This is a genomic window from uncultured Aureimonas sp., from assembly GCF_913775355.1.
In the GTDB taxonomy this organism is placed as follows: domain Bacteria; phylum Pseudomonadota; class Alphaproteobacteria; order Rhizobiales; family Rhizobiaceae; genus Aureimonas.
In genome coordinates this window covers 1-11125 of sequence record NZ_CAJYIU010000264.1, presented here as the reverse complement: position 1 = coordinate 11125, position 11125 = coordinate 1, and the positions used below count along the sequence as shown (strand labels likewise).

Genomic DNA, 11125 nt, shown 5'->3' with positions numbered 1-11125 from the left:
GTCCGACGATGCTGCCGACCAGGAGGCCGAAGACGCCAAGCGCTTCGGCGGCACGCTGGCCGAGGAGGACTGGCGTCGATGAGCGACGGGCTCGCCGCGTTCCGGCGGATCGTCGTCAAGATCGGCTCGGCGCTTCTGGTCGACCCGGACACGGGACTGCGCCGCGACTGGCTGCGGTCGCTGACGGCCGACGTCGCCAGACTTCACGGTGAAGGCCGCGAGGTCCTTCTCGTGTCGTCGGGTGCGATCGCGCTCGGCCGCTCGATCCTGAAGTTGTCGCGCGGCCCCCTGAAGCTCGAGGAAAGCCAGGCCGCGGCCGCCGTCGGGCAGATCGCGCTGTCGCGCGCCTACAGCGAAGCCCTCGGCGCCCATGGCATCGAGGCGGGCCAGATCCTTCTGACGCTTGGCGACACGGAGGAGCGGCGACGCTATCTCAACGCGCGCGCCACCGTCGGCACGCTGATCGGCTTCGGCGCCGTGCCGGTGATCAACGAGAACGACACGGTGGCGACCACCGAGATCCGCTACGGCGACAACGACCGGCTTGCCGCGCGCGTCGCGGCGATGATGTCGGCCGATGTCCTGGTGCTCCTCTCCGACATCGACGGGCTCTACACCGCGCCGCCCGCGCAGGACCCGAACGCCGCCCACATCCCGCTGGTCGAGGCGATCACGCCGCAGATCGAGGCGATGGCGGGCGGAGCCGCCTCGCAGTTCTCGCGCGGGGGCATGAAGACCAAGATCGATGCCGGCAAGATCGCGACCGGCGCGGGCGCGGCGATGATCATCACCTCCGGCCAGCGGCTGCATCCGCTGGATGCCGTGCGGCGCGGCGAGCGCTCGACGCTGTTCCTCGCCGCCGCCGATCCCGTGCGCTCTCGCAAGCGCTGGATCGCCGGCCATCTCAACGCGTCCGGCCGCCTGCATGTCGATGCCGGCGCCGTGCAGGCGCTGCACGCAGGCAAGAGCCTGCTGCCGGCGGGCGTGCGGCGCGTCGATGGCGACTTCCGGCGCGGCGACACGATCCTCGTTCTGGACGAAGCGGGGGCCGAGGTCGCACGCGGGCTCGTCGCCTACGATGCCGCCGAGGCGCGGCTCGTCGCCGGCTTGCGCTCGACCGAGATCGAGGAGCGGCTCGGACAAGGCGTTCGCGCGGCGATGATCCATCGCGACGACCTCGTGGTCGCCCGCAACTGGCAGGACGAAGGGGGATTGCGCGATGCTGGATAAGGTCTCCGACCTCCAGAGCGTCATGGCCGACATGGGCGCCCGCGCGAAGGCCGCCTCGCGCGTCCTCGCGCAGGCGTCCGCCGCGACGAAGGACGCGGCGCTGCGCGCCATGGCCGATGCCGTGACCGCCGCGGCGCCGGACATCCTGGCCGCCAACCGCGCGGACGTCGAGCGCGCGCGCGGATCGGGGATGGCCGCATCCTTCGTCGACCGCCTGACGCTCGACGACGGGCGGATCGCCGGCGTCGCCGCAGCGCTCCGCGACATCGCCGACCTGCCCGATCCGGTCGGCGCGGTGACCGAGGAATGGACGCGGCCGAACGGCCTGACGATCCGGCGCGTGCGCACGCCGATCGGCACCATCGGCGTCATCTACGAGAGCCGGCCGAACGTGACGGCCGACGCCGGGGCGCTTTGCCTGAAGTCGGGCAACGCGGTGATTTTGCGCGGCGGCTCGGACTCGGCCCAGTCCTCGCGCGCGATCCACAAGGCGCTCGCGACGGGGCTCGAGGCCGCCGGCCTGCCGGCCGATGCGATCCAGATCGTGCCCGTCTCGGACCGCGCGGCGGTGGGCGAGATGCTGGCGGGTCTGAACGGCGCGATCGACGTGATCGTGCCGCGCGGCGGCCGCTCGCTGGTCGAGCGCGTGCAGCGCGACGCGCGCGTGCCGGTCTTCGCTCATCTCGAGGGCCTCTGCCACGTCTATGTCGACCGAGCAGCGAACCTCGACATGGCGGTCGCGGTGACGCTGAACTCCAAGATGCGCCGGACCGGCATCTGCGGGTCGGCCGAGACGCTTCTCGTCGATGAGGCGGTGGCGACGACGCATCTCGCGGCGATTATCGAGGCGCTCAAGGGCGCCGGCTGCGAGATCCGCGGCAGCGATGCAGTGCGCACGCTCTATCCCGACGCCGCGCAGGCCACCGAGGAGGACTTCCGCACCGAGTATCTCGACGCGATCATCTCGGTCGAGATCGTCCGGGGCGTCGAGGGCGCCATCGAGCACATCGCGCGCTTCTCGTCCGGCCACACCGAGGCGATCGTCACCGAAGATGCGGCGGCGGTGGAGCGTTTCTTCAACGCGGTCGATTCGGCGATCCTCCTCCACAACGCCTCGACCCAGTTCGCCGACGGTGGCGAGTTCGGGTTCGGCGGCGAGATCGGCATCGCGACCGGCAAGATGCATGCGCGCGGGCCGGTCGGGGTCGAGCAGCTGACGAGCTTCAACTACCGCGTTTCCGGCACGGGCCAGCTTCGTCCTTGACCCCGCCATCGCAGCCGACCCTCAGCACCGACGACCTGAAGATGCCCCCCGCCCCGACCGGGCTGCGGGTGGGCCTCTTCGGCGGCTCCTTCGACCCGCCGCACGAGGGGCATCTCCTCGTCGCCGAAACGGCGCTGCGCCGGCTGCGGCTCGACCGGCTGTGGTGGATCGTCAGCCCCGGCAACCCGCTCAAGGCCGGCCGCCCCCCCGCCCCGCTCGAAGCCCGGATGAAACTCTGCCGTGAACTTGCCGACGACCGCCGGATCGTGGTCACCGCCTTCGAGGCGTCTCACCACATCCGCTACACCGCCGACCTCGTCGATCTCGTGCTGACGCATCGCCCGACCGCGCGCTTCGTCTGGCTGATGGGGGCGGACAATCTTGCGACCTTCCACCACTGGCAGTCCTGGCGCGACATCGCGAACCGACTGCCGATCGCGGTGGTCGACCGCCCCGGCGCGACGCTCGCCCCGCTGTCGTCGCCCGCCGCGCGCTTCCTCGCTTCGGAGCGTCTGCCCGAAGCCGACGCACGGCTCCTGCCCGGCCTGTCGCCGCCCGCCTGGACCTTCCTGCACGGGCGGCGGTCCACCTTGTCCTCGACCCGTCTACGCGAGGCGCGCCCCCGCTCGTCTTGAAAGGGTCACCGATCCTTGCCACTTTACTTGCAGGGCGGACGTAAAGCCTCCGCCGCAACCCTCAGAAGGAAGAGTTAGCTGACCTCCGCTGCCGAACTACACGCCGACGTCGAGACCCTGGCCCCCGCGACACAGACCCCGGCGCCCGAGCGTCCCGTGATCGATCTCGTGACCGCCAGCCTCGACGATTCCAAGGCCGAGGAGGTGGTGGCGATCGACCTTCGCCGGAAGTCCGCGCTGGCCGACCACATGGTCATCGCGTCCGGGCGTTCACATCGCCACGTCTCGGCCGTCGCCGACCACCTTATCCGCGACCTCAAGGAGGCCGGGTACGGCAATGCGCGGGTGGAGGGTCTGCAGAACGGCGACTGGGTGCTGATCGATGCGGGCGACATCATCGTCCACATCTTCCGCCCCGAGGTCCGCTCCTTCTACAACATCGAGAAGATGTGGAGCGTTGCGGAGACCAGCGAGACGCAGGCCCGTTGAAACTCTGGATCGTGGCGGTGGGCCGGATGAAGTCCGGCCCCGAGCAGGATCTGGCCACCCGCTACATCAACCGCCTGCGCAAGGGCGGATCGTCGCTCGGCCTCGAATGGGGCGGCGTCATCGAACTCACCGAGGCCCGACAGAGCACCGTGGCCGAGCGCAAGCGCGACGAGGCGGCCCGGATCGAAGCATCCCTGCCCGCCGGCGCGACATTCCTCGTGCTCGACGAGACCGGCCGGACGCCCAACTCCACCGAATTCGCCGACGAGATCGCCCGGTTCCGCGACGAGGGCGTGCGCGACCTCGCCTTCGTGATCGGCGGGCCCGACGGCCTGCAGCCCGAGCTGAGATCCCGCGCCGCGAAGGCGATCGCCTTCGGTCGCCTCACCCTGCCGCACCAGATCGTGCGCATCCTCCTGGCTGAGCAGCTCTATCGCGCCTCGACGATCCTCTCGGGCCATCCCTATCACCGCGCCTGACACGGCCCGCCGCGATGCAGCGGCGCAACAGTGCCGCTAAATCAACGACTTCGCCGGGTCTGTCCCTGTTCCCGCCACCATCGGTGGCATGCTGGCGGCCGGATGCCGGACGGGCGCCCCATGGTTGATGAAATCTTAAGCTCGCGCCGATAGTCTGACGGCCTGGGGCAGGACGGCAGGCGGGGTTTTCGGGTTGCGCGAGCGGGGAGCGAAGTTTCGGCGCAAGGGCGGAGCCGTCGCGGCGGCGCTGGCCGTGACGCTGGCCTCCACCGTCGCCGTCTTCGGCGCGTCGGGCGATCCGTCCGCGCCCCCTCGGAACACGGCCCTCGGCCCATCCACGATCGACGCACGGCAGGCCGATACCAGGGCCGAGCTCGACCGGATCACGGCCGAGCTGCAGCGTTCCAAGGAACTGACCGTCCGGCTCGACGCCGAGATGGCAGCGCTCGCCGCCGACCGCGACCGAATCCGCGAGGCGACGATCGCCGCGGCCGCGGAGCAGAAGCGGATCTCCGCCGAGATCACCGCCTCCGAGGACCGTCTCGCCGACCTTCTCGAAGAGGAGAAGGGTGTCAAGGCATCGCTGCGCGAGCGGCGCGGCGTTCTCGCCGAGGTGCTGGCCGCTCTCGAGCGGATGGGCCGCGCGCCGCCGCCGGCGCTCCTCGTCAAGCCCGGCGACGCGCTGGGATCGGTGCGCAGCGCGATCCTTCTCGGCGCCGTGGTGCCCGAGATGCGCGTCGAGACCGAACGGCTCGTCGCCGACCTGACGCGCCTCTCGACCATCCGCCAGGCGCTGGAGGGCGAGCGGGATCGCCTCGCCAAGGCCAGGAACGAGGGCGAAGAGGAGGCCGCACGCCTCGACCGCCTGTTCAAGGAGAAGGAGAAGCTGGAGGCCGAAGGGCGCGGGCGGATCGGCGAGGAGAACCGCCGGGCCGCCGAACTCGCCTCCGAGGCGACGACGCTCCAGGACCTGATCGCCTCGCTCGAGACCGAGGCCGAGCGCAGCCGGCAGGAGGAAGCGCAGCGCCAGAGGATGGCCGCTGAGGCCGAAGCCGAGCGCCAGCGTGCGGCGGAGGAAGCCGCGAAGGCCGCGCCGAGCGGCACCGAGGGCCGAATGCCGCAGGCGCCCGATGCCGCCGCGCCCTCCGCCGGCTACGACATCGCCGCACTGCGCGAGGAAATGACGAAACTGGAGCCGACCGCCCCATTTTCGACATTGAAGAAGAGCCTCGTTCCTCCCGTATCCGGCGCGCTGGTGCGGAGTTTCGGCGAGAAGGACGACCTCGGGCGTCCCTCCTCGGGCATCCTCCTGTCAGCGCGGGCCGGCGATCTGGTGACGGCGCCGGCGGAGGGCCATATCCTTTATGCGGGACCGTTCCGCTCCTACGGGCAACTCTTGATCCTGAACGCGGGCGGTGGCTATCATATCGTGTTGGCCGGCATGAGCCGGATCGACGTTGCGGTCGGACAGTTCGTCCTGGCGGGAGAGCCCCTGGCGGCGATGGGGGCGCTTCGGATTGCAAGCGCGGCGGAAGCGGACGTGTCGAATGCCGAACCCTCGCTTTACGTGGAATTTCGCAAGGACGGGAAACCGGTCGATCCGAACCCTTGGTGGGCGGATGGATCATCTGGAAGGACGAGGAATGATACGTAAGCTCTCCATTCTCTTCGCGGGAGCGCTTCTGGGTGCCACCGCGATGACCGCCTTCGTCGGCCCGCACGCGGGCGTTGCGAATGCCGCAGGTTCGGACACCTACCGCCAGCTCGCCATCTTCGGCGACGTCTTCGAGCGCGTTCGTGCCCAGTATGTCGACGTGCCGGACGACCAGAAGCTGATCGAGACCGCGATCAACGGCATGCTGACCTCGCTCGATCCGCATTCGAGCTACATGAACGCCAAGGAAACGGCGGACATGCGCACCGAGACGCGCGGCGAGTTCGGCGGCCTCGGCATCGAGGTCACGATGGAGAACGAGCTCGTCAAGGTCATCTCGCCCTTCGACGGCACCCCGGCCGACAAGGCGGGCGTGCTGGCCGGCGACATGATCGCCGAGATCAACGGCGAGCAGGTCCGCGGCCTGTCGCTGGCCGAAGCCGTCGAGAAGATGAAGGGCGAGATCGGCTCCTCCGTCGACCTCACCATCCTGCGCGAGGGTGCGGCCCAGCCGGTCCGCCTCAAGATCGAGCGCGCAGAGATCAAGGTCCCGTCCGTGCGCCACACGGTCGAGAACGACGTCGGCTACATCAAGCTCCTGCGCTTCAACGAGCAGACCACCTCCGGCATGGAGGAGGCGATCGCCGACATCAAGTCGAAGATCCCGGCCGACAAGCTGAAGGGCTATGTCCTCGACCTGCGCCGTAACCCGGGCGGCCTTCTCGACGAGGCGGTCAGCGTCTCCGACGCGTTCCTGCAGAGCGGCGAGATCGTCTCGACGCGCGGCCGCAACGCCGAGGAGACCCGCCGCTACAACGCGCGTTCGGGCGACGATATCGACGGCAAGCCGCTGGTCGTGCTCGTGAACGGCGGTTCGGCCTCGGCCTCCGAGATCGTCGCCGGTGCGCTGCAGGACCAGAAGCGCGGTACGATCGTCGGCTCGCGGTCCTTCGGCAAGGGCTCCGTGCAGACCATCATTCCGCTGGGTGCGAACGGCGCCCTGCGCCTGACGACCGCGCTCTACTACACGCCGTCCGGCTCCTCGATCCAGGGACGCGGCATCCGCCCCGACATCGAGGTCGAGCAGCCGCTGCCGGAAGAGATCAAGGCGCAGATGGGCCTCAAGGCCGACGAGGACCTGAAGATGGGCGAAGCCTCGCTTCGCGGCCACATCAAGGGTGCCGAGGAGAACGAGGAGGGCTCCGGCTCGCTCGACTACGTGCCGCCCGAGGCCAAGGACGACCTGCAGCTGCAGTACGCCTACGACCTCCTGCGCGGCGTGAAGACCAACGCGGCCTTCCCGCCGAAGCAGGATACGGCGTCGGCCGCCAACTGAGCGGGCGAAGGCGCGAAATATGAAGGGGCTCCGGCGGCGACGCCGGAGCCCTTTTTCGTTCGCGAGCGGCAAAGCTCCGATCCAGTCTTGCGTCCTATGAAGGACGTATGCGCGACGAGCTCTACAGTCCCCTCGGCCAGACCCTGGCACCCGCAGCCCGCCCCCTGAGCCGCTCGCTCGGGCGATGGCTCGGCGCGGCTTGCGCGGCGGCCCTGGTCGCGGGTGGCTCCGCCTTCACCGCCCTCAATCAGCCGGCCTTCGCGCCGCCCGCCCCGCCCTCGCCCGTCAAGGTCGCCGAAGCGGTGGCCGAACGCCGACCGGAGCCCACCGAGCGCCAGCCGAACGTCCTGCGCATGGAACAGGGCGGCGGCTTCACGATCTCGGACGCCGAGGGCGAGCGCCCGCTCGTCGACGACGCCAACCCGATGACGGGCTCGATCCGAGTTCTCGAACCGGGTTCGCTGCGCCAGCCCGCCGCCTTCTCGCACATGCCGGAACAGGCGCTCCTCGAAGCCACCGACTTCGGCCCCCTGCCCGTTCGCGCTGCCGACGGCCGCCGCCCGCTCGACGTCTATGCCGGCGCCTGGTCCGGCACGGGCGGCACCCGGATCGCCATCGTGGTCGGGGGTCTCGGCGTCAGCCAGAGCGGCTCCCAGCGCGCCGTGGAGGAGTTGCCGGCCGGAGTGACCCTCGCCTTCGCGGCCGAGGGCAACAGCCTCGATCGCTGGATGCAGACGGGCCGTCGGAACGGGCACGAGATCCTGCTCCAGGCGCCGATGGAGCCGTTCGGCTATCCCGACGTCTCGGCCGGACCCCACACGCTGAAGGTCGCCGACGCGGCGGCCGGGCGCCTCGACGCCCTCCACTGGTCGATGGGGCGTCTTACCAACTATGTCGGCGTCATGAACTATATGGGCGCGCGGCTCAACGCCGATCCCGCAGCCCTCCAGCCCTTCCTCGGCGAGTTGTCGAAGCGCGGCCTCCTCTACCTCGATGACGGCACGTCCCTGCGATCCGAGGCGCGCGACGTGGCGATGGCCAACGGCACGTCCTTCGCCTCCGCCGATCTCGTGATCGACGCGGAGCGCGATCCCGCCGCCATCGAGAAGCAGCTCGACGTCCTCGAACGGATCGCCCGCGCCAAGGGAACGGCGATCGGGACGGCCAGCGCCTTCGACGTGTCGATCGACGCCATCAAGCGCTGGACCGCTGCGGCGTCGGAGCGCGGAATCGAAATCGTGCCGATCTCCGCGCTCGCCTTCGACCCCGAAGCGCGCGGCTGACAGGTCACCTATTCGGCAACGGCGTTCCTTCGCTTGTGCGAATGCGTTAGCGTTTGCGAAAGCTATTTGGAGCCCGCATGTCCACGCCCCCCGATTCGCTGCCCTATCGCCCTTGTGTCGGCATCATGGTCCTGAACCGGAAGGGCAAGGTCTTCGTCGGGCGGCGCATCGCCGAGCCCCAGGGCGAAATGGATGGCGCCTCCCAGCTCTGGCAGATGCCGCAAGGAGGCATCGACGAGGGCGAGGACCCGCTCGCGGCCGCAAAACGGGAGTTGTACGAGGAGACCGGCATCCGCTCCGTATCGCCGCTGGGCGTGACGGACGGCTGGGTCCGCTATGAGTTGCCGCCCCATCTCGTCGGCGTCGCCCTGAAGGGGCGCTTCCGCGGCCAGATGCAGAAGTGGTTCGCATTCCGCTTCGAAGGCGATGAGAGCGAGATCGAGATCGACCCACCGCCGGGCGGCCACGACGCGGAGTTCAGCGAATGGGCTTGGAAGTCGTTCGACGAGGTCCTCGAACTCGTCGTCCCATTCAAGCGCGGCGTCTACGAGGAGGTCGTCGCGGCCTTCCGGCATCTGGAGGCGAGCCGATGATGGCCGATACGCTTCAGGACATCGAACTGCGCGAGATGGCGCCGGGCGAATTGATCCTCGTCGAGACGATCCACGCGACCGCCTTCGGGCGCGACGAGGAGGCTCGCCTCCCCCACGAGATCGTCTCGGCGGGCCACGACGTGATTTCGGTCGTGGCGGTCGACGGCGACTATTTCGTCGGCCATGCGCTCTTCACGGCGCTGGACGGGGCGGAGAAGGCTTTGGCGCTCGGCCCGGTCGCGATCGTGCCCGATCGACAGGGCGAGGGGATCGGCGCGCGGCTGGTGCGCTACGGACTGGACCTTGCCCGCCAGCGGGGCTGGCGCTCCGTCTTCGTGCTCGGGGACCCTGGCTTCTACGGACGCCTCGGCTTCCGCGCGAACCTCGCCAAGGGCGCCATCGTCCCGTGGGCGGGGCCGAACTTTCAGGCGATCGAACTCGTGCCGGGGTCGCTCAACGGCTGGTCTGGCGTCCTCGTCTATCCCGACGCCTTCGGCGCCGGCGACGAGCAGGGCTAGACTTCGCTGTAAACGACGAGGGCCCGGACGCTCGCGGCGGCCGGGCCCTTGAAACGATCTTGTGCCGCGTTCGGCGCTCGGCTCAGAGGCCCAGCGCTTCCTTGGCGTTGCGAAGGTCCGCAAGCTGACGCTCGGCGCGCGACCGGACGGTCGCGTCGGTGGCGTCGGCGAGGTCTTCCTCGGTGTTGCGGATCTGCTGGTCGAGATCGGCGACGTTGATCTCCTCGACCGGCATCGCGTGCTCCGCGAGCAGCGTGAAGCCTTCCGGATTGATGTCGGCAAAGCCACCCTGAACGAAGATGCGGCGCTCACCGCCGCTCGCAAGCGTCGCCTGCACGACGCCCGGCTTCAGCGTCGTCATGAACGGCGCGTGGCCCGGCATCGCCGTGAAGTAGCCTTCGCTGCCCGGAGCGACGACGGCCGACACCTGCTCGGACAGGAGCAGACGCTCCGGAGACACCAGTTCGAACTTGAAGCTCTCAGCCACGATCCGCCTGCCTTGCTTGAGCCCCCAGGTGGAGCTCGGCCTGAAGCGCGGTATCGAAATGTCGAACCGCGATCTCGAATTTGTCGCGGCAGCCGGGATTGCAGAACCCGACCACCCGTTCGCGATAGAGGGTCAACGCGTCGCCCGAGATCGGCTGTCCCGACCAGGGGCAGGTCGTGTTGACCGCGTCCTCCAGCTTTAGAGCTTCGGACGCGACCATCGTCATCAGGCCTGAGCGGCCATCTTCTGAGCCTTCTCGATCGCCATGTCGATCGAGCCGACCATGTAGAAGGCGGCTTCCGGCAGGTGGTCGTACTCGCCCTCGACCAGACCCTTGAACGAGCGGATCGTGTCTTCCAGCGGAACGAGCTGGCCCGGCGAACCGGTGAACACCTCGGCGACGAAGAACGGCTGCGAAAGGAAGCGCTCGACCTTGCGGGCGCGCGCCACCGTCAGCTTGTCCTCTTCGGACAGCTCGTCCATGCCGAGAATGGCGATGATGTCCTGCAGCGACTTGTACTTCTGCAGGATCTGCTGGACGCGGTTGGCGACGGCGTAGTGCTCCTCGCCGACAATCAGCGGCGACAGCATGCGCGAGGTGGAGTCCAGCGGATCGACGGCCGGGTAGATACCCTTTTCCGAGATAGCGCGGTTGAGAACGGTACGCGCGTCGAGGTGCGCGAACGACGTCGCCGGCGCCGGATCGGTCAGATCGTCGGCGGGAACATAGATGGCCTGAACCGAGGTGATCGAACCCTTGTGCGTGGTCGTGATGCGCTCCTGCATCGCGCCCATGTCGGTCGCGAGCGTCGGCTGGTAGCCCACCGCCGACGGAATACGGCCGAGGAGCGCCGACACCTCGGCGCCCGCCTGCGTGAAGCGGAAGATGTTGTCGACGAAGAACAGAACGTCCTGACCCTGATCGCGGAAGTTCTCGGCGATCGTCAGGCCGGTCAGCGCGACGCGGGCGCGCGCGCCGGGCGGCTCGTTCATCTGCCCGTAGACGAGGGCGGCCTTCGAGCCGGCGGTCGAGCCGCCGTTCTCGTGCGGGTCCTTGTTCACGCCGGACTCGATCATCTCGTGGTAGAGATCGTTGCCCTCGCGGGTGCGCTCGCCGACGCCGGCGAACACGGAGTAGCCGCCGTGCGCCTTGGCGA

General features: G+C 69.2%; 13 protein-coding genes. 10 read left to right on the top strand and 3 right to left on the bottom strand.

The genetic code is table 11. The features are described 5' to 3' along the window. Positions 1 to 78 precede the first annotated feature (78 nt). The 10 genes from proB to QZ753_RS16030 all read left to right on the top strand — a co-directional run bounded on the left by proB (position 79) and on the right by QZ753_RS16030 (position 9481). Complete coding sequence (gene proB / locus QZ753_RS16075; RefSeq protein WP_294645043.1) at positions 79 to 1230, top strand: glutamate 5-kinase; 1152 nt, start codon at positions 79 to 81, stop codon at positions 1228 to 1230. After that, the gene (locus QZ753_RS16070; protein WP_294645041.1) at positions 1220 to 2494 is read left to right on the top strand and encodes a glutamate-5-semialdehyde dehydrogenase; all 1275 of its coding nucleotides are present in this window, start codon (positions 1220 to 1222) and stop codon (positions 2492 to 2494) included. The genes proB and QZ753_RS16070 overlap by 11 nt, the downstream gene beginning before the upstream one ends. A gap of 41 nt (positions 2495 to 2535) precedes the next feature. Continuing rightward, a complete protein-coding gene (locus tag QZ753_RS16065) occupies positions 2536 to 3129 on the top strand; it encodes a nicotinate-nucleotide adenylyltransferase (protein WP_294645039.1) in 594 nt (197 codons plus the stop codon). Positions 3130 to 3246: 117 nt separating this feature from the next. Continuing rightward, on the top strand, positions 3247 to 3618 hold the full coding sequence (gene rsfS / locus QZ753_RS16060) for a ribosome silencing factor (protein ID WP_294645044.1): 372 nt from the start codon (positions 3247 to 3249) through the stop codon (positions 3616 to 3618). Beyond that, a complete protein-coding gene (gene rlmH, locus QZ753_RS16055) occupies positions 3615 to 4097 on the top strand; it encodes a 23S rRNA (pseudouridine(1915)-N(3))-methyltransferase RlmH (protein WP_294645038.1) in 483 nt (160 codons plus the stop codon). The genes rsfS and rlmH overlap by 4 nt, the downstream gene beginning before the upstream one ends. Positions 4098 to 4290: 193 nt before the next feature. After that, positions 4291 to 5751 (top strand): peptidoglycan DD-metalloendopeptidase family protein, encoded by a 1461-nt coding sequence (locus QZ753_RS16050; RefSeq protein WP_294645037.1) that lies wholly within the window; start codon positions 4291 to 4293, stop codon positions 5749 to 5751. Beyond that, a complete protein-coding gene (locus QZ753_RS16045) occupies positions 5741 to 7087 on the top strand; it encodes a S41 family peptidase (protein WP_294645034.1) in 1347 nt (448 codons plus the stop codon). Before QZ753_RS16050 ends, QZ753_RS16045 begins: the two co-directional genes overlap by 11 nt. A gap of 107 nt (positions 7088 to 7194) precedes the next feature. Further along, complete coding sequence (locus QZ753_RS16040) at positions 7195 to 8370, top strand: divergent polysaccharide deacetylase family protein (RefSeq protein WP_294645033.1); 1176 nt, start codon at positions 7195 to 7197, stop codon at positions 8368 to 8370. Positions 8371 to 8447: 77 nt separating this feature from the next. Then, positions 8448 to 8963 (top strand): RNA pyrophosphohydrolase, encoded by a 516-nt coding sequence (locus QZ753_RS16035; protein ID WP_294645031.1) that lies wholly within the window; start codon positions 8448 to 8450, stop codon positions 8961 to 8963. Then, a complete protein-coding gene (locus tag QZ753_RS16030; RefSeq protein ID WP_294645030.1) occupies positions 8960 to 9481 on the top strand; it encodes a GNAT family N-acetyltransferase in 522 nt (173 codons plus the stop codon). The genes QZ753_RS16035 and QZ753_RS16030 overlap by 4 nt, the downstream gene beginning before the upstream one ends. An 82-nt stretch (positions 9482 to 9563) precedes the next feature. Here QZ753_RS16030 and QZ753_RS16025 read toward each other — a convergent pair whose 3' ends face one another. From QZ753_RS16025 to atpD, 3 genes are all read right to left on the bottom strand, one after another. Next, positions 9564 to 9968 (bottom strand): F0F1 ATP synthase subunit epsilon, encoded by a 405-nt coding sequence (locus QZ753_RS16025; RefSeq protein ID WP_294645029.1) that lies wholly within the window; start codon positions 9966 to 9968, stop codon positions 9564 to 9566. Beyond that, the gene (locus QZ753_RS16020) at positions 9961 to 10194 is read right to left on the bottom strand and encodes a glutathione S-transferase (RefSeq protein ID WP_294645027.1); all 234 of its coding nucleotides are present in this window, start codon (positions 10192 to 10194) and stop codon (positions 9961 to 9963) included. Before QZ753_RS16020 ends, QZ753_RS16025 begins: the two co-directional genes overlap by 8 nt. Beyond that, positions 10194 to 11125, bottom strand: a 932-nt coding sequence (atpD, locus tag QZ753_RS16015; protein WP_294645025.1) for a F0F1 ATP synthase subunit beta, incomplete at its 5' end; no start/stop codon positions are given. The genes QZ753_RS16020 and atpD, both read right to left, overlap by 1 nt.

Bases quoted from the DNA above. Each gene is read 5' to 3' on its own strand.
- proB (WP_294645043.1), top strand. From the start codon at position 79: ATGAGCGACGGGCTCGCCGCGTTCCGGCGGATCGTCGTCAAGATCGGC.
- QZ753_RS16070 (WP_294645041.1), top strand. From the start codon at position 1,220: ATGCTGGATAAGGTCTCCGACCTCCAGAGCGTCATGGCCGACATGGGC.
- QZ753_RS16065 (WP_294645039.1), top strand. From the start codon at position 2,536: ATGCCCCCCGCCCCGACCGGGCTGCGGGTGGGCCTCTTCGGCGGCTCC.
- QZ753_RS16045 (WP_294645034.1), top strand. From the start codon at position 5,741: ATGATACGTAAGCTCTCCATTCTCTTCGCGGGAGCGCTTCTGGGTGCC.
- QZ753_RS16040 (WP_294645033.1), top strand. From the start codon at position 7,195: ATGCGCGACGAGCTCTACAGTCCCCTCGGCCAGACCCTGGCACCCGCA.
- QZ753_RS16035 (WP_294645031.1), top strand. From the start codon at position 8,448: ATGTCCACGCCCCCCGATTCGCTGCCCTATCGCCCTTGTGTCGGCATC.
- QZ753_RS16030 (WP_294645030.1), top strand. From the start codon at position 8,960: ATGATGGCCGATACGCTTCAGGACATCGAACTGCGCGAGATGGCGCCG.
- QZ753_RS16020 (WP_294645027.1), bottom strand. From the start codon at position 10,194: ATGACGATGGTCGCGTCCGAAGCTCTAAAGCTGGAGGACGCGGTCAAC.